Raw genomic sequence first — 16,589 nt, forward strand, 5'->3', positions numbered from 1 at the left:
CACCCCGGCGCCTACCCCGACCCCGGTGCTGGACGAGACCATCGTGGTGTTTGATACCGCCAGCAATGCGCTGGTTCCCAACAGCAACTTCAAGCTGACCGCCAGCCAGGTGCAGGTGGGCACCACCACCCAGTATACCGGCTGGCAGACCATCGGCGGCAAACAGTACTACTACGATCCCGCCACCCATCAGCCGGTAACCGGCGTGCAGGTGATCGCGGGCGAGATGTACACCTTTGGCGCGGACGGCGCCATGGGCGTCAACCGCAAGGGTATCGACGTGTCCAAGTATCAGGGCGTGATCGACTGGAACAAGGTCAAGGCGGACGGCGTGGAATTCGCCATCATCCGTGTGGGTTACCGCGGCTACGGCAGCGGCGCCCTGGTGGAGGACAGCCAGTTCAAGAACAACATCAAGGGCGCTACCGCCGCCGGCATCAAGGTGGGCCTGTACTTCTACAGCCAGGCCATCAACGAGCAGGAAGCGGTGGATGAGGCCGCCATGGTGCTGTCCCTGTGCAAGGGCTATCCCATCAGCTACCCCATCTTCTTCGATACCGAAAAGGTGGCGGGTGCCACCGGCCGCGCCGACAACATCAGCGCTGCCCAGCGCACCGCCAATGCGGTGGCCTTCTGCAACGCCATCCAGAGCGCGGGCTACTCCGCGGGCGTGTACTCCTACCGCGACTGGTTCTACTACAACCTGAACTTTGCCAACATCCAGAAGTACAAGATCTGGATCGCCCAGTACCGCACCACCCTGGACTTCAAGTACCGCTACGATATCTGGCAGTACTCCTCCAGCGGCACGGTCAACGGCATCAGCGGCCGCGTGGATATGAACATCGGCTACTGATTTTCCGGCAGAAACAAATAAACGGCGGGCCCGTTCTCCGATGGAGAACGGGCCCGCCGCTTTTCGTTTTATTCAGTTCTGCTTGCCGAACAGCTGCTCCCGGATGCGCTTGCCGGTGGGGGTGGCGGCCAGGCCGCCCTGGGCGGTCTCCCGCAGCGCGCAGGGCAGGCTTTCGCCCACCTCCCGCATGGCGCTGACCACCTCATCCACCGGAATCACGCTCACGATCCCGGCCAGGGCCATGTCCGCGGCGGTCAGGGCGTTGGTCACGCCGCCCGCGTTCCGCTTGATGCAGGGCACCTCCACCAGGCCCGCCACCGGGTCGCACACCAGCCCCAGCTGGTTCTTGATGGCGATGGCCGCTGCCTGTTCCGCCATGGCCGGGGTGCCGCCCCGCATCTGTACCAGCGCCGCCGCCGCCATGGCGCTGGCGCTGCCGCACTCGGCCTGGCAGCCGCCCTCCGCGCCGGCAATGCTGGCCTGGTTCGCAATCACCATGCCGATGGCCCCGGCGCAGAACAGCCCGTCCACCGCCGCGTCCTCGTCGGCCAGGCCCTGCTCCAGCAAAGCCAGCACCGCGCCGGGCAGGATGCCGCAGCTGCCCGCCGTGGGGGCCGCCACGATCCGGCCCATGGCCGCGTTGTATTCCGCCACCGCCAGGGCAATGGCGATCGCCCGTGCGCCCACCGGGCCGCAGAGCGCCCCGCCCCGGGCCAGGTATTCCCGCATCTTCCAGGCGTCGCCGCCGGTCAGCCCGCTGGTGGAGCGCAGGTCTTTGGCCGCGCCGTCCCGGGCAGCCGCCTGCATGACCTCCAGATTGCGGCGCATCCGGCGCACCAGGATGTCCGGGGCGGTCTCGGTCTGGGCGGCCTGATCGGCCAGGGCCAGCTGCCCGATGGTCACCCCTTGGGCGGCAGCCTGCACCGCCAGTTCGTGAATGGAAGTATAATCCAGCATCTTGTGCCCTCCTCAGTTGGCGTTGTTGGCGGGAATGGGCACGATCCGCAGAATACCCGGCACCGCCCGCAGCTCGTCCAGCAGCGCCGGCGCCACCGCCCCGTCGGTTTCGATGGTCATCACCGCTTCCGCCCCCTTGTGAGGACGGCTCAGGCGGAAATTGCCGATGTTCACGCCGGAATCCGCCACCCGGCCGGTCACCGCCGCGATCATGCCCGGCACGTCCCGGTGCAGCACGATCAGGGTGTCCCGCTGGCCGGTGACACAGGTTTCCATCTCGTTGATGCGGCTGATCAGGATATTGCCGCCGCCCACCGAGGCCCCCTGCACCTGGCAGGACGCGCCGCTTTTGCCCCACAGCTCCAGAATGGCGGTGTTGGGATGGGCGCCCGCCAGGCTGCGGGTCTCAAAGGAAAAATCCAGCCCCGCCTGCCGGGCCAGGGTCAGGCTGTCCCGGATGCGGGCGTCGTCCGGCGCAAAGCCCAGAATACCCGCCACCAGCGCCTTGTCAGTGCCGTGGCCCCGGTAGGTCTGGGCAAAGCTGCCGCACAGGCCGATCCGGGCGGTGCGCACCGGCTCGCCCAGAATCTCGGCGGCCACCCGGCCGATCCGCACCGCCCCCGCGGTGTGGCTGCTGGAAGGGCCGATCATCACCGGCCCGATGATATCAAAAATGTCCATGGAACGCTCCTTTTCGGCAACTGTCCGTCTTATCGTGCACACAGGGGATAGAAACATACCCTGCCATTTGCCAAATCCGTCTTTTTCCTGTTTTATTGTACCCCGCATGCGTACAAAAGTAAATGGCGGGTTCTGTTTTTTCAAAGCAAAGCGGGCCTGCTGCCGCAGGCCCGCTTTTTCTCATACCAGCAGATCGGCGTACTCCGGATGGGTCTCAAACCAGCGCACCGCGTAGGAGCAGGTGGGCCGCGCCTTGCGGCCCTGGGCCCGCAGGGTGTCGGCGGCGGCCTGCAGCAGCTGCCCGGCCACCCCCTGCCCGCGCAGGGAGGGATCCACAAAGGTATGGTCGATCTCGGCCGCGCCCTCCCGCTCCGGGAAGGTCACCTCGGCCAGCAGGCGGCCGTCCTCGCCGGTGGCGAAGATGCGGCCCGGTTCCTGGCGGAATTCCATAGCTATCACCTCACCCCCCAGTGTACCAGACACGGCCCCTGCCCGCAAGGGGAAATCCGCCGGGGGCCCCAGACAGAGGCAGCCGCCCGTGGAACTGCGTCCACAGGCGGCTGCTTCTAGAAAAGAAAAGAAGAAAAGAGAAAAGGGGATAGCGTTGTTATTCCAGCCCCAGAGTGATGGCGTTGACCGCTTCGGTCAGATCCACCGCCAGGGAGCGGTCCACCAGACCCAGCGTCTCGCCGTCCAGGGTAGCCAGACAGCTTTCGCCGTCGTACTGGTAAAGCGCCACCGTCAGGGTGGGCCAGGTCTCGTTGTCCAGGTGTACGGCAAAGGTGATCTCCTGCTTTTTGGCAGGTTCCTCGCTGTTGAATTCGCTTACCGCCAGCGCGTCCACCGCGCTGCTTACCTCGTCAAACTCCACCTCGGTGTCGTTGACGGTCCAGGTATCGCCGGAGTGGGTCAGGGTGTACACCGTGTCATCCAGGGTAAAGTCCACGCTGGTCACCGCGTCCCAATTCAGGGCCAGCACCTCGTCCGGGCGCAGGGCGTCGTAGTCGGTGGCGGTGATCTCCTCGTAGGATTCCTCGTCCACCGAATACACGATGGGGGAGTCATCCATCCGCATATAGCCGTTGCCGTCCTCGTCCTGCCCGAAGGCCAGCACAAAGCTGCTCTGGGCATCGTCGGCGGTGTAGGTCACGGTGAACTGAATGGCGGGCGCATCCAGCCCCCACTGGGCCAGATCCTCGTCGGTGGCGGTGTAGCTTACATAATTGGCCCGGTCCAGCCCGTCAAAGGTGCTGATCAGGCCGGTCACCTTGCTGGTGTCCAGCGCCTGGAAGCTGCCGTCCTGGTTCAGATAATAGTCATAGCGGTCGGTGTAGGTCAGTTCCTCGTCCGGGCGGTATTCCACCGCCAGGCTGGCCGCGCCCTCCACCGTGATGCTGTCCAGGGTGTCGTAGTCGGGGATGGTATCCTGACGCATCAGTTCATCCCGGTCCTCGGCCAGATATTCCGCCGGGTCGTCCTCGATCAGGTAGACCGTGCCGGTGCCCAGGGTCACATACCGCTTGCTGTCCATGGTGGAGTAGTCGCCCAGTTCCAGCACCGTTTCCCCGTCGGCGGTGGTCAGGGTCACCGTGCCGGTGGGGCTGGCCAGACCGTACTGGGTAAAGTCTTCCACGTCCTCGATGATAAAGCTGGCGGTCACGCTTTCAAAGTGCGCCAGCAGATCGGCCATCTTGTCCTGGTCGATCGGGAACTCCCCGTCGGAGGCATCCTGCCAGACCCCGTCGGTCTGGGTGAAGTTCAGGCTGGTTTCACCGTTTGTCCAGGAGATGCCGGTCAGCTCATCGGCCGAAAGGGCCAGGATCTCCTCGCTGGTGGCGGAGATGCTGTCCATGTGGCGCTCCACCCCGGTGGCGACCACGATCGCCAGGCAGAGCACCGCCAGAATCAGCAGCAGAATCGTCAGCTGTTTTGTCCGCTTCATAGTTTCTTCCTCCTGCGCAGAATTTCATCAATACCCAGCAGCAGGAAGCCCACCGGGATCACGCCGATCATCACGATCTTCAGCCAGGTGGCGGCCGAGGAGGAGATGGTCAGATAGTTGTAGTCCAGGGATTTGGCACGGATGGAGACCGCGTCGCTCTCGCCGATCATCCAGGACAGGCTGTTCATGGCCAGATCCAGGTTCGCGCCGGAAGAATAGGAGTTGTACAGCCCATCCAGCAGGTAGTCGGTGGCAACCCATACGATGCGGCCGCCCGCGGTGCTGTCCTCAATGGATACAGCCAGGGTGTAGGGGCCGTCCAGGTCGCCCTCTTCCTTTTCGTAGGTGGACATGTCGTAGCCGCTGATTTTGGAGAAGGCCTCGTCCGAGGTGGTCAGCAGGGCGGTCACCGAGGAATCGGCCCCGCTGGTATCCAGGCCCTGGGCGATGGGGATGATCACATGGTAGCCGCCGTCGGCCAGGGGATCGGTGATCTCGCTGGATTCAATGTCCGGCATCAGCACATAGGGGGCGGTGAAAGCGTAGTGGTCACGGTCGGTGTCCACCACAATGCCCTCGGCGGCGGTAACGCCGTAGTCAGACAGCAGCGCGTGCAGGTTGGGCAGGGTCTCTTCCTCCTGCGGGCCGGAGAACACCAGCAGCTTGCCGCCGCCGGCCACGTAGTCCCGCAGCAGCTCCAGCTCTTCCTCTGAGATGTCGCTGGTGGGGGCGTTGATGATCAGGGCGTCGCAGTCTTCCGGCACCGCGTCCACGTTCAGCAGCGAGAAGTCGCTCACCGTCTCGTAGTTGCTGCGGGCCAGTTCGTCGGTAAAGGTCTCCGACAGTTCCTGTTCGCCGTGGCCGCTGAGCAGGTAGACCTGGGGCAGATCCTCCCGCACCACATAGTCGATGGCCGAGGTGATCTGGCCTTCGCCGTCAAAGGACTGGGACACCGATCCGGTGGTGTAGTAGTTGCTGGTGTCGTATTCGTAGATGTCCTCGTAGGCGATGTACCGGCTCTTTTCACCGGATTCCACCACCAGCGAGTTGTTGGTCACCGTCTGGTCGGTGTACTGCTGGGCAAAGGTGGGGTAGACGTCCGGGTCCTTCTTGACCACGGTGATATGCTCGGACAGGTCCCCGTACCGGTCCAGCAGCTTTTCAATGACGGTGTCCTCTTCACCGGCCTGTACGATCCAGTAGATGGTCACGTCCTGTTCCAGGTTGGTGGCCACCACCTTGGTGTCGGCGGTCAGGGAATAGAGCTGCGCCGCCGAGATATCCAGCTGGGTGAAGCGGGAGGGCAGCATCCCCACCAGCACGTTCACCGCGATCAGGATGGCCAGTACCACGAGGCACAGCACAAAGCTGTATCCGCCCACCTTGGCGGTGCGGGTGCCCAGCGCCTGCCGGTTTCTGGCCAGGGCGCTGTGCAGCTTGTTTTTATAACTGTTCTTCATCCGTTATACCTCTTTTTCTCCCAGGACTGTACGCACAGGAACAGGAAGAACGCGGCCGCGCTCAGGCAGTAGACGATGGCGGTCACGTCAAAGACCCCGTTCACGAAGGTGTAGAACCGCTCAAACAGAGACAGACGGCTCATCAGATCGGGCAGCAGGGTGGCCAGGGAATCCGGGCTTACCAGCCAGACAACCCCCACCGCCGCCAGGCAGAGCACCAGTACCAGGATGCCCGCCGCGTCGGAGCAGGTCAGCCGCCGTACCAGCAGCGCCAGCAGGGCGGCGATCACCACCAGCGCCACCAGATTGAAGGCGGTGGAGGCGATGTAGTCGGCCAGGGAGGCGCTGTAGTAGCAGAAGAGCATGACCACCACGCACAGACCGGCCGCCATGCCCTGGGATTCGGTCAGGGAGGAGATGAACATGCCGATGGCGATCAGCGCCAGGCCCAGGAACACAAAGGCGAACAGCGCGCCGTAGGAGGTGGGCAGATACACTTCGCCGTACATGGAGAAGATCAGCGGGTAGACGCAGGCTACCAGCATGGGAATCACAAACACCAGCGCCATGGCAAAATACTTGCCCAGGATGATGTCGGTGGAGGACAGGGGCAGCAGCGAGAGCAGCTGATCGGTTTTCTGTTTTTTCTCCTCTGCCAGCACCCGCATGGTCAGAATGGGCACCAGGGCCACAAACCCGATGCAGAAGGTGCCCAGAGCATACTCAAAGTTGGCCACCGCCGCGTTGATGTTGTAGAGCATCGCGCCGATTCCGATGAATTCCAGCAGGAATGCCCCGAATACACAGGCCAGCAGCCCGTGGCTGTACAGGCCGGCCTCGTGCTTAAATACCGCTTTCATGGATGGGCTCCTTCTTTCCGGACGGTTCGTCCTCGGTCAGTTCAATAAAGATGTTCTCCAGATCCGCCCGCACCGGGGTCATCTGCAGAATGGGCCGTCCGGCTTTGGCAAAGGCCAGGAAGATAGCCCGGGCCGCGGCGTTCGCGTCGCCCTGCAGGGTCAGTTCGGCCCGGCAGCCGCCGGCCGCCTCGTCCTCCCGGGCCTGGCATCCGGTCACCTGGGAAACACCGGCCAGCAGCCCCTGCACCTGGTCGGGGGTGGCCTCGGCGCACAGGGTCATCCGCCCGGCGGCGGTGAGCATCTTCTCCAGGTTCTGGGGGGTGTCAAAGGCCACCAGCTTGCCGTGGGCGATGATCAGCACGCTCTCGCAGATGGCCTGCACCTCGCTCAGGATGTGGCTGCTCAGGATCACGGTGTGTTTCTCGCCCAGCTGGCGGATCAGGTCGCGGATCTCGATGATCTGCAGCGGGTCCAGGCCCACGGTGGGCTCGTCCAGGATGATGTAGGGCGGGCTGCCCAGCAGCGCCTGGGCGATGCCGACCCGCTGCCGGTACCCCTTGGACAGGTTGCGGATCAGCCGCCCGGCCATCTCGTCCAGCCGCGTCTCGGCCACAGCCCGGGCTACCTCGTCCGGGATCTGTTTGGCCGGGATGCCCTTGGCCTGGGCCACAAAGCACAGGTACTCCCAGGGCGTTTCGTCGGTGTACAGGGGCGGGATCTCGGGCAGATACCCGATCAGCCGCTTGGCCTGCCGCGCGTCCTCAAAGATGTCGTGACCGTCGATGGTCACTTCACCCGCGCTGGCGGCCAGACACCCGGTCATGATGTTCATGGTGGTGGATTTGCCCGCGCCGTTCGGCCCGAGGAACCCATAGATATGGCCCGTTTCCAGGGTGAACGAGATGTCGTCCACCGCGGTGACGCTGCCGTACCGCTTGGTCAAGTGTTCAACCGTTATCATGGCAGATACCTCCGTAGTTCTTGGGTTTCACTGTACCACGCCAGGCTGAAACAAACCTGAAAAAACCGGCCCCTGCCTGTGAAAGTTCCGCGAAACTGTCTGCGGAACGGCACGAAAAAACCGGACACACCGCGGTGTGTCCGGTCAGAGTTTCAATGGCGCAGGGCGGGCAGCGACACATAAAAGGTGTTGATCCCCTGGTGGCTGGTGGCCCAGATGCGGCCCCGGTGGGCGGTCACGATCCGATGGGCGATGGCCAGCCCCAGCCCGCAGCCCTCCCCGTGCCGGTGCTTCGGGTCGGCCCGGTAGAACCGCTTGAACAGCTTGGGCAGCTCCTGCGGGGGGATGGTGTCGCCCCGGCTGGTCACCGCCAGCACCGCCCGCCGCCCCTCCCGGTGCAGGGAGACGTGCACCACGCTGGCGGGCGCGGCGTATTTCTGGCCGTTGTCCAGCAAAATGGCGGCCACCCGGCGCAGCTGGTCGGCGTTGCCCCGCACCCGGATGCCGGGCGCAAGGCTGGTGTCCAGCCCCAGCCCCTTTTCAAAATACAGCGGCTCAAAGGGCAGCAGGGCTTCCTCCACGGCGGCGCTCCAGTCCACCGGGCAGCGGGCCGCCCGCTCCGGCTCCCGGTCGGCGCGGGCCAGTTCCAGCAGCCGCTCCACCAGATCCTTCATCTGGCGGGACACGGTGCGGATATCCCCGGCCAGCCGGTCTTTCTCCGGCCCGGCGCTCTCCGGCGCGCAGAGCAGTTCCGCGTCGGTCAGAATCACGGTCAGCGGGGTTTTCAGTTCATGGCTGGCGTCCGCCACAAACTGTTTCTGCTGTACCCAGGCCCGCTCCACCGGGCCCACCGCCCAGCGGGCCAGCAGGATGCTCAGCACCAGAAAGGCCAGAAACGCCCCGCCGCAGATCAGAAAGCAGCTTTCCAGCAGGCTGTTCAGGGTGCGCACCTCGCCGGATATATCGGCAAACACGATGTAGCCGGTCTGGGGCATGTCCACCCGCAGAAACCGCAGCCCGTAGTCCGCCAGCAGGCCGCTGGGGGAGTCCAGCTGCAGCACCTCGTCCACCGCCTGCTGCAGAAAATCCGAGTCGGACAGATCGTAGTAGCCGCCCCGGGTGCCCTGCACCTGGCCGTCCTTGTCCACCTCCAGCACAAAATAGGGCAGACGCATGCCGGTGAATTCCTCGTCGGGTATCTGGGGCCGGGCCGGATTCAGGGCAATCTGCCACATGGTGCGCAGGCTCTCCCGCTCCAGGCTTACCTGGGTCAGGCCCAGCACCGCTGCCAGCACGCACAGCAGGATCACCGTCACGATGCTCATGGTGATGCAGACAAACTTGATCTTGAGCCGCCGGATCATCCCTGTGCCACCTCCAGATGATAGCCCACCCGGCGTACCGCCGCGATGTTCACGTCGGACCCCAGGCTTTTCAGCTTTTTGCGCAGAAAGCCCACATAGACCTCCACACTGTTTTCTCCCGCGCCGGAATCAAAGCCCCACACCCGCGTCAGGATGACCTCTTTCGGGATGTTGCCGCCCCCCGCCTGCATCAGCAGCCGCATCACGTCGAACTCCCGGGCGGACAGGCGCAGGCTTTTTTCGCCGCAGCACAGGGTGGCCGCGTCCAGATCCAGGGCGGTGTTGCCTAACCGCAGCTGATCCACCTGGCCGCCCTGCCGCCGCAGCAGCGCCCGCACACAGGCCAGCAGTTCACCGATCTCAAAAGGTTTGGTCAGGTAGTAGTCTGCCCCGGCGTTCAGCCCCTCGATCCGGTCGGAAAGATCCGAGCGGGCGGTGAGCATCAGAATCGGCACGGCGCTGTGCCGGCGGCGCAGATGCCGCGCCAGCTCAAAGCCGTTCAGCCCCGGCATCATCACGTCCAGAATCAGCAGGTCGTAGATGCCGGTGTCGGCGTGTTCGGCGCCGGTGGCGCCGTCGTAGGCCAGTTCCACCGCAAAGCCCTTGCGCTCCAGCAGGGTTTTCAGCGACTGGGCCAGCAGTTTTTCGTCCTCCACAATCAGGATCCGCACACAGAGCACCTCTCTTTCTTCTATATTGTACGGACAAAAGCTGAAAAGAAGCTGAAAGTCTTGTGTGCATTTGGTGGAAATTGACATCCGCCCCAAAATGTTTTACTCTGTATTCAGAAAAACTGCGCGGAGCGGCCGGCGGCCCGGCCCCGCCCGGAAAGGACGGATTTCCCCGATGGTACCCAAGACGCTGTATACGGTTGTGGTGGCCGACGACGAGGATGAGCTGCGGGAGGCGGTCTGCCGCATGATCCCCTGGCAGGAGCTGGGGTTCCGGCTGGTGGGCAGCGCCAGCAACGGGCTGGACGCCCTGCAGCTGGTGGAAAAGAAGGAACCCGACCTGCTGCTTACCGATATCCGGATGCCCTTTATCTCCGGCATCGAGCTGGCACGGCAGGTGCGGGAGGTGCGTCCCGCCATGAACATCGCCTTTTTGAGCGGCTACGACGATTTTGAATACGCCAAGCAGGCGATTCAGTACAACATCATCAGCTACATGCTCAAGCCCCTGACCATGGAGGGCCTGGCCAAGGAACTGCAGGTGATCCACCAGAAGATCGACGCGCAGTTCGCCCTGTTCCGGCAGAACGCGCTGCCCGAAGCCCCCGGCAAGGAGGCCCAGGCGGCGGTGCTCATGCCGCTGGTGCTGGACGAGTACGCGGAATCCAACCCGGAAAGCGCCCGTGCCGCCGCCCGGCAGGCGGGGATCCTGCGGGACCGGGACGACAATCCCTGCTATACCGTGATGGTGACGGCCCTGTCCGATGAGGAGGGGGCCAACCGCACCGAGCGCTCCTTTGTGGCCACGGTGGACCGTCTGGCCGCCAAATACCTGCGGGCGGTGTGCTTTTATACCGGCGGCAAGGTGGCGGCGGTGCTGCTGGGCAATCCGTCGGATTTTCAGGAATACCTGCACATTCTGGCGGATGAGATTCCCCAGTGTTGCGCGTCAGAAAGAATGAGAATTTGCACCAGATGAAACGAGAATACAGCCATTGTATGGTTGCAACAAAATGAAAAGGCCCAGACCAAGTTTACGAGCATCGGTCTGGGCCTTTTTTGTTGTATGCACTGGGGATTATCGAGCATCTGCGATAGCAAAAAAGTCCTTGTCAATTTCAAAGCCTACCCAGTCTCTCCGGGTATTTCTGCAGGCAACTTTTGTGGTTCCGCTCCCCATGCAGCAGTCAAGTATCAGTTGCCCTGGATTTGTATACGTGCGTATCAGGTATTCAAAAAGGGCTACCGGCTTTTGCGTAGGATGCAGACCTTCGCGCTGGCAGGGAAATGTGAGGATCTGCCTCGGATAGTTTGTGAACCTCTGGATACTTACTTTATCTAAGCCATCCGAGCGGTACACGCTGGCTGCAGAGAGCCTTTTAGCTTTGTTTATGAGAGGCTTATCAAGAGCCACTAGTCCTTGCGGATTATATATCGGCTTTCGACGATAGAACACAGCGATTTCTTCCACGCAGCGTAGAGGCTGTATCTTTGCAAAGGGAAAACCTGTTACCTGGTTTTTTATCCAGTACCAACAGTAGCGAAACTCCTTTTGATTGCTCTGAATCAGCTGGGTTGTGAACGGTTGTGCAGCTGTAAACACCATCGCCGCATTTGGTTTTGCTACACGATGAAGTTCAGCCCATAAATGGTCAAATGGAATCAGGATATCCCACGCACCAGCAGTCGTTCCATATGGAAGATCGGTAAGAACCATATCCACAGAACTATCTGGCAGCATAGCCATTCCGGCCAGGCAATCCATATTGAAAATCTTGTTCTTATACTCGTACATTGTCGCTCCTCTCTAATTAAGAGCAGCCACAACCACAACGGCGCGAAATTCCCCGACCCCGCCTCATGCAGCTGCAGGCCGGCATAAAAACGCGACCTTGCAGAATGCAAGGCCGCGTCAGCCTGTAGAAAAACCTGCTTTGGCAATCAGGCCAGAGCAGGTTTTCTGTTTAAAAACAAGAAGACAGGTGGAAAAAGCAATGAAATGTCAGGCGCATTTTCGCGCAATCTGGACCGTTTGCCGCCATCCGGTGCCGGATGGCGGCCATTCCATTTCCAGGTGGCCAGCTTTTTCAGATTCATGGCAGCAAATTTAAGCTTCACCCAGTTTGTCACCTGGGCTAAGCCTCTGTACTGGGTGTAACGCATGCCGTGCTTTTCTTTCGCATCGGCAAATACACGCTCGATCTTCTCTTTTCGCAGCCGGTACAGTTCTTTGTACACCGGCATATACCGGACATGCTCCGCCATCTCCACATAGTCCTGCCAGATATGGCGCATCACCGTTTTCTCGCACCTGGAGCTTTCGGTACATATCCCTCTGGTAGGACAGCTTTTGCAAAGATAAGCCCGGCTTTTGTATTCCCGGTAGCCCTCCCGGTTTGTGGTGGAATAATGCAGCGCACGGTACTCCGGGCAGATCACATCATCAAAGTACTCGTCATACACATACATCCACCAGGGATGGCCGTTCTCTTTGGTCTTGGGACGGGTATAGCAAGTGGAAAGAACGCGGCCGCTCCCGAAGATCCTTTTGCAGATCCAAGGCGTTTTGTAGGCGCTGTCCGCCACCACGGTTTTGTGCTCGGGGTAGTTTCTGCACACTTCATCATACAAAGGATCAAAGGCTACGCTGTCGTGGACATTGCCGGGAGTGACGTAAACACCAAGAACAAAATTGTGCTTGTCGCAGGCCGTGTGCGCCTCGTAGGCAAAGCACTTTTTGTGTTCCCCCTTGTGGAACACGCCGCTTTCCGGGTCGGTGGTGGATACCACCGTTTCCTTCGTCTGCTTCTCCTGGGGCGGATTTTTGTCGCTGTCGTCGGAAAAGGGCTTCTTGCCGTGTTCTTCCCGGTCTCTGTTTACCTCAGCAAACAACTCTTTTGCGTACCGCTTCGCCTGTTTGGGAACCGCCTTTTTGGCCTGCTTTTTCAGATTGGCACTTGCCTTAATATGGGTTCCATCCACAAAAATCGCTTCTGTGTCCAGATACCCTTCCTCTGCCGCCGCTTTCAGCACCCAGCGGAATACATACTCCACCGTGCTATGGTTGAACCGGTGCTTGAAGTTGTAGCTCACCGTGGAAAAATGCGGCACTGCCTCATTCAGCGGATATCCAATGAACCACCGGTATGCCAGGTTCATGCTCACTTCTTCCAGAGTTCGGCGGAGCGAAGGAATCCCATAGATATGCTGGATCAGAACAATTTTGAACAGTACCACCGGGTCTACGCTTGGACGGCCGTTGTCCTCGCAGTACAGATCCTCTACAAATTCGTAGATCTTCTTGAAATCAATGGCTGCGTCGATCTTCCGCAGCAAGTGATCCTGCGGCACCATGTTTTCCAAACTTACAAATTCCAGTTGTCCTCTGTTTTCTGCGTTCTTTACCAGCATTTTTATCACCCCACACCATTATACCGCATTCCCTTTCCTTATACGAGAAAAAGACCACCGATAGGTGGCCTTTTTCGACAGGCTGACGCGACCTTGCAGAATGCAAGGCCGCGTTGCTATTACATAGAAATATTATTGGCGATGGTCTTCGTGGGCGAGGGACTCTGCAGTCGTTTGATGAAATCAGAAGCGTAATTGGACCCTCGAGAGATAACAACGCCAGTCAGCAGAATCCCAAGCCAGGGAACCGCAAAGGATACACCCAGCAGACTGTAAAGGTCTGCCCCGGTGGCAAGGCAAACCAGCACAGCCAAAACAATGGCTGCCAGTTGCGTTGCAAAGGTCTTATACTCCTTATTCAAAGCCATTGCAACGATGTTTTTACCGTACTGGACCAGAGCCTCCACAGTGATCGCCAGTACCAAAATCAGAGTAATTCCTTCCATAGATCATACCTCCTTATTTTCCTGCCAGCGCAGCGCCGGTGGCGGTGAGCTTGTCCTGCAGGGCGGTGAGCTGCGCGCCCTGCGCGGCCTGGTTGGTTTCGATCCGACTCTGCGCGGCCTCGATGCGGGCCAGGGAAGCCAGCACCTCGGTCAGGTCCACCGCCGGGGTCTGGGGCTCGGCGGGCTTGTCCTCGATGCGGCAGCGATCAGACAGGGCCAGGCAGTAATAGCCATCCGCCAGCTGTACCCAAGGCGCGGTCATGCCGCCGATGGTAATGCTGCCGCCCATGGCGATGATGTTATAGGTACCCAGGGCCAGGTTTTTGTAGTTGCTGTCGTTCACGTCCGGGCTGCCAAAAGCCTGACAGGCCGGGGACTTTTCGCTGGTTACGACCAGCTGCTTGCCCGTGAGGGGTTCAAAGGTCATGTTTTTGTCTACCTCCTTGTAGATCCAGTTTCGGTCGATGTTTACAGACCCGGCACCGTATTTGATGCCGTGCCCGGTGGAGCCGTACTGCCACCCCCACAGCTTGCCCGCCGCCTGCAGGGCACGCAGCAGATCACCGTATTGTCCGCCAGGGTAGCTGCCGTCGGAGTAGGCGGCAAAGTCACTGGCGGCAGCACTGCTGGGGTAGTAGGCCACCCAGAAATCCGCGTCGATGGCCTGCCAGTCGATATATGACAGGCACCAGCTGGCCCCCGTGTAGATTATGGGGGTCAGCCCGGCGGCGCGGATCATGGCCACCGCCTCCTGCAGCAACCGGGTGTTGTATGCCTTTCCCAGCAGCATAGTGTTGCCTTTCTCCAGCTCCTGGTCCACGGCCAGCATTTGGCAACCCTTGACCTTGCAAAGGTCGATCCAGGCCTGCACCTGCTGGCGCATGACGGCCTGCGCCTGCGCAAAACTGGACGCCTTGCTGGTGTAATGCGCTGTCATAAAGCCGTAGGCCCCCAGCTGCATACCAGCGGCCTGTACGGCCGGGGCGAAGGTATCCCAGCAGATGTCCTTGCCGGTGCCATAGGCGCACCGGCAGATTACGGTGCTGATACCCTGCGAGGCCGCTGTTTTAGCCGCGAAATATGCCTGATGCTTGGATATATCTAATCCTTTTTTCACTCGCTCCTCCTTTTTTCAGATCCGGGTAAAACGCTGCCGTTACTCTTCCCGGAATAGCTTCAGGTATCCGACGCAGACCTCACCGTTGCCGGACCATTGCCCCGTGCCTGCAACCACATACAGGTATGCGGTAAGGACATCCCCTTCTGAAAGCTCCAGAACGCCGGCATACGTGTTTGTTTTTACACCGGAACCACTGCCGCCGCCGGTAACCACATTGCTGCCATTGAGCCGCAGGTAGGCAAATGCCGAGCCATTCCATACGCTCGCTGTAACAACCCGCATCTCGTACCGGTAAGAGCCGGCTTTATTGCACACGATATTGGCGTTGTCTATCGAAAAAGCGTCATCCCGCTGAATCTCCTGCCAGGCAGAGTTGGCCGCGGCGGAGGCCTGCGGGCTGCCGTTTGGAACCGCCTGCCGCACAAGTGTGTCACCGGCCACGATCAAATTGGCGCCCAGTGTTCCCCGTACCTTGCCGACCGGCACACCGTAGCGGATGTTTTCGGGGATGAGCTGAGCCTTATCCGCGGCGGAAAGCCCACCCGCAGGCCCTATCAAACATTTAGCCATGGAGATCACCCCCATGACCTTTGTGCAGGGTGCTACTCAGGCTGTAGAGCAGCCCCCCCCATTACCATTTTTTACCATGTACATTTTGCCTATCCTCCTTAAATCGGATCACTGGGCAGTTTCAGCAGCACATATGTACAGCCGCCGGAATACCCCCCATTTTCGACCGTGAATGCCAGCTCTTCAGCAGTATCAAAGTCCTTGGAACTTCTCGTATTACCCGAAGATCCCGATGCGGAAAGGCTGAGGATTGCCGTTGAGCCAGCCCGCATGATGGTGTTGGATGTTTCTCCGCCGGTCCACTGAAATGTGCGCAGAATGATACGATAACGCCCGGGCGGATAGGTTCCCAGCTGGTATGTACCATTGCCCCATTTGGTGGTGCCTCCTTCGGCCAGAAATCCGATTGCCGTGCCTTCTACACTGGCTATCACCTTTGCCCCTTGCTTTACGGTAACGGTGCTTCCACCCAGCAGCACATCGGCGGACAGGCCCTCCACGGTGACCTTACCGCCGCCCGCGGCACCCACCATGCTTTTACTCATTCGCTCACCTCGCTTCCACCAGATAAATTGTCAGGTTTACTGTGGGCTTGTCCTCCCAGCAGGTCACCGTCACCTGACCCTCCAGGGTTTCCACCATGGAGATGTATCCCAGGGCCTCGCGGGCAGCAATGTCGGTCGCCCGGTCGCCGGTGGGCAGGATCATGGGCTGCAGCGTGATGACCTCGGCGGTCATGCCCTCGCAGGCCACTGTCTGGGTGTAGCCGGTCTCCCCGTCGCCGGTCCAGCCCTCCGCGGGCAGCTCGGCGGTGTAGGTGCGACTGGTGGCTGCCTGGGCAGCGGCGGTAACATCGTCCACCTGCAGCTGCAGATTTCCGGCTGCGTCTTCACTGAGTTGGTCCTTCATGGCCTCAAACCAGGCGTTAAATGCTACCTGCCAGGCATTCATCTGCTCGGTGCCCGCCTGGGCCTGGGCGGCAATCACAGCCTGCAGCTGCGCGAAGTACGCCTCCCAGTCGGGTGTTTCGAGAGGCGTCATGACCATGCCGCAGCGGCTGGTGTCCAGCCGCGTGTCGGTAATACGCTGCTGGGAGATGGTGGACACATTTTTCGCCACGAACAAATTGGCCAGGCCCAGTTCCCAGATGGTACTGTCCCGGGTAAGAGCCGGCGCCTGCGGGCTCTCCGCGGCTGTGCCTTTCACGATGTACAGGTCTATGCTGCGCACCGCTCGAGACAGGTCCAGACGGGCCACCACCGTATCGATACGGTCCAGTTCTTCCGCCGC

General features: G+C 60.8%; 18 protein-coding genes. 2 read left to right on the forward strand and 16 right to left on the reverse strand.

Annotated features, from left to right (window positions below; genetic code table 11):
• Positions 1-856: GH25 family lysozyme (locus B5E65_RS15505; protein WP_206406318.1), on the forward strand; the 856-nt coding region annotated here is incomplete at its 5' end.
• A 72-nt stretch (positions 857-928) separates the two neighbouring features.
• On the opposite strand, the gene sdaAA is transcribed toward B5E65_RS15505, so the two are convergent.
• The 9 genes from sdaAA to B5E65_RS15550 all read right to left on the reverse strand — a co-directional run bounded on the left by sdaAA (position 929) and on the right by B5E65_RS15550 (position 9,752).
• Positions 929-1,813 (reverse strand): L-serine ammonia-lyase, iron-sulfur-dependent, subunit alpha, encoded by an 885-nt coding sequence (gene sdaAA / locus B5E65_RS15510; protein WP_087172668.1) that lies wholly within the window; start codon positions 1,811-1,813, stop codon positions 929-931.
• Positions 1,814-1,825: 12 nt separating this feature from the next.
• Positions 1,826-2,494 carry an L-serine ammonia-lyase, iron-sulfur-dependent subunit beta gene (gene sdaAB / locus B5E65_RS15515; protein ID WP_087172669.1) on the reverse strand — a complete coding sequence of 223 codons (669 nt, stop codon included), beginning with the start codon at positions 2,492-2,494 and terminating at the stop codon, positions 1,826-1,828.
• Positions 2,495-2,674: 180 nt separating this feature from the next.
• Positions 2,675-2,944, reverse strand: a complete 270-nt coding sequence (locus tag B5E65_RS15520; protein ID WP_087172670.1) for a GNAT family N-acetyltransferase — start codon at positions 2,942-2,944, stop codon at positions 2,675-2,677.
• Positions 2,945-3,101: 157 nt separating this feature from the next.
• Entirely contained in the window at positions 3,102-4,436 is a 1,335-nt protein-coding gene (locus tag B5E65_RS15525) for a DUF4340 domain-containing protein (RefSeq protein WP_087172671.1), read from the reverse strand.
• Positions 4,433-5,896: a GldG family protein gene (locus tag B5E65_RS15530; protein ID WP_087172672.1), complete on the reverse strand. Its 1,464-nt coding sequence runs from the start codon at positions 5,894-5,896 to the stop codon at positions 4,433-4,435. The genes B5E65_RS15525 and B5E65_RS15530 overlap by 4 nt, the downstream gene beginning before the upstream one ends.
• Positions 5,893-6,756 (reverse strand): ABC transporter permease, encoded by an 864-nt coding sequence (locus B5E65_RS15535; protein ID WP_087172673.1) that lies wholly within the window; start codon positions 6,754-6,756, stop codon positions 5,893-5,895. Before B5E65_RS15535 ends, B5E65_RS15530 begins: the two co-directional genes overlap by 4 nt.
• On the reverse strand, positions 6,740-7,717 hold the full coding sequence (locus tag B5E65_RS15540) for an ABC transporter ATP-binding protein (RefSeq protein ID WP_087172674.1): 978 nt from the start codon (positions 7,715-7,717) through the stop codon (positions 6,740-6,742). Before B5E65_RS15540 ends, B5E65_RS15535 begins: the two co-directional genes overlap by 17 nt.
• A 152-nt stretch (positions 7,718-7,869) precedes the next feature.
• Positions 7,870-9,081 carry a sensor histidine kinase gene (locus tag B5E65_RS15545; protein ID WP_087172675.1) on the reverse strand — a complete coding sequence of 404 codons (1,212 nt, stop codon included), beginning with the start codon at positions 9,079-9,081 and terminating at the stop codon, positions 7,870-7,872.
• The gene (locus B5E65_RS15550; protein ID WP_087172676.1) at positions 9,078-9,752 is read right to left on the reverse strand and encodes a response regulator transcription factor; all 675 of its coding nucleotides are present in this window, start codon (positions 9,750-9,752) and stop codon (positions 9,078-9,080) included. Before B5E65_RS15550 ends, B5E65_RS15545 begins: the two co-directional genes overlap by 4 nt.
• A 175-nt stretch (positions 9,753-9,927) precedes the next feature.
• Between B5E65_RS15550 and B5E65_RS15555 the strand changes: the two genes are divergently transcribed.
• The gene (locus B5E65_RS15555) at positions 9,928-10,731 is read left to right on the forward strand and encodes a response regulator (protein WP_087172677.1); all 804 of its coding nucleotides are present in this window, start codon (positions 9,928-9,930) and stop codon (positions 10,729-10,731) included.
• Between the two features lie 99 nt (positions 10,732-10,830).
• Here B5E65_RS15555 and B5E65_RS15560 read toward each other — a convergent pair whose 3' ends face one another.
• The 7 genes from B5E65_RS15560 to B5E65_RS16290 form a co-directional block, all read right to left on the reverse strand.
• The gene (locus tag B5E65_RS15560; RefSeq protein WP_087172678.1) at positions 10,831-11,547 is read right to left on the reverse strand and encodes a DNA-methyltransferase; all 717 of its coding nucleotides are present in this window, start codon (positions 11,545-11,547) and stop codon (positions 10,831-10,833) included.
• A 146-nt stretch (positions 11,548-11,693) separates the two neighbouring features.
• Positions 11,694-13,163, reverse strand: coding sequence for an IS1182 family transposase (locus tag B5E65_RS15565; protein ID WP_087172679.1), 1,470 nt, complete (start codon positions 13,161-13,163; stop codon positions 11,694-11,696).
• A 119-nt stretch (positions 13,164-13,282) separates the two neighbouring features.
• A complete protein-coding gene (locus tag B5E65_RS15570; RefSeq protein ID WP_087172680.1) occupies positions 13,283-13,609 on the reverse strand; it encodes a hypothetical protein in 327 nt (108 codons plus the stop codon).
• 13 nt (positions 13,610-13,622) lie between these two features.
• Positions 13,623-14,726 (reverse strand): GH25 family lysozyme, encoded by a 1,104-nt coding sequence (locus tag B5E65_RS15575; protein WP_087172681.1) that lies wholly within the window; start codon positions 14,724-14,726, stop codon positions 13,623-13,625.
• Between the two features lie 39 nt (positions 14,727-14,765).
• Positions 14,766-15,299: a hypothetical protein gene (locus tag B5E65_RS15580; RefSeq protein ID WP_087172682.1), complete on the reverse strand. Its 534-nt coding sequence runs from the start codon at positions 15,297-15,299 to the stop codon at positions 14,766-14,768.
• A gap of 98 nt (positions 15,300-15,397) precedes the next feature.
• Entirely contained in the window at positions 15,398-15,844 is a 447-nt protein-coding gene (locus tag B5E65_RS15585) for a hypothetical protein (RefSeq protein ID WP_143403045.1), read from the reverse strand.
• Positions 15,845-15,848: 4 nt separating this feature from the next.
• The coding region (locus B5E65_RS16290) for a hypothetical protein (protein WP_087172684.1) at positions 15,849-16,589 on the reverse strand (741 nt) is incomplete at its 5' end.

Source organism: Gemmiger sp. An120, assembly GCF_002160955.1.
Classification (GTDB): Bacteria; Bacillota; Clostridia; order Oscillospirales; family Ruminococcaceae; genus Gemmiger_A; species Gemmiger_A avium.

Bases quoted from the DNA above. Each gene is read 5' to 3' on its own strand.
- sdaAA (WP_087172668.1), bottom strand. From the start codon at position 1,813: ATGCTGGATTATACTTCCATTCACGAACTGGCGGTGCAGGCTGCCGCC.
- sdaAB (WP_087172669.1), bottom strand. From the start codon at position 2,494: ATGGACATTTTTGATATCATCGGGCCGGTGATGATCGGCCCTTCCAGC.
- B5E65_RS15520 (WP_087172670.1), bottom strand. From the start codon at position 2,944: ATGGAATTCCGCCAGGAACCGGGCCGCATCTTCGCCACCGGCGAGGAC.
- B5E65_RS15525 (WP_087172671.1), bottom strand. From the start codon at position 4,436: ATGAAGCGGACAAAACAGCTGACGATTCTGCTGCTGATTCTGGCGGTG.
- B5E65_RS15530 (WP_087172672.1), bottom strand. From the start codon at position 5,896: ATGAAGAACAGTTATAAAAACAAGCTGCACAGCGCCCTGGCCAGAAAC.
- B5E65_RS15535 (WP_087172673.1), bottom strand. From the start codon at position 6,756: ATGAAAGCGGTATTTAAGCACGAGGCCGGCCTGTACAGCCACGGGCTG.
- B5E65_RS15540 (WP_087172674.1), bottom strand. From the start codon at position 7,717: ATGATAACGGTTGAACACTTGACCAAGCGGTACGGCAGCGTCACCGCG.
- B5E65_RS15545 (WP_087172675.1), bottom strand. From the start codon at position 9,081: ATGATCCGGCGGCTCAAGATCAAGTTTGTCTGCATCACCATGAGCATC.
- B5E65_RS15555 (WP_087172677.1), top strand. From the start codon at position 9,928: ATGGTACCCAAGACGCTGTATACGGTTGTGGTGGCCGACGACGAGGAT.
- B5E65_RS15560 (WP_087172678.1), bottom strand. From the start codon at position 11,547: ATGTACGAGTATAAGAACAAGATTTTCAATATGGATTGCCTGGCCGGA.
- B5E65_RS15565 (WP_087172679.1), bottom strand. From the start codon at position 13,163: ATGCTGGTAAAGAACGCAGAAAACAGAGGACAACTGGAATTTGTAAGT.
- B5E65_RS15570 (WP_087172680.1), bottom strand. From the start codon at position 13,609: ATGGAAGGAATTACTCTGATTTTGGTACTGGCGATCACTGTGGAGGCT.
- B5E65_RS15580 (WP_087172682.1), bottom strand. From the start codon at position 15,299: ATGGCTAAATGTTTGATAGGGCCTGCGGGTGGGCTTTCCGCCGCGGAT.
- B5E65_RS15585 (WP_143403045.1), bottom strand. From the start codon at position 15,844: ATGAGTAAAAGCATGGTGGGTGCCGCGGGCGGCGGTAAGGTCACCGTG.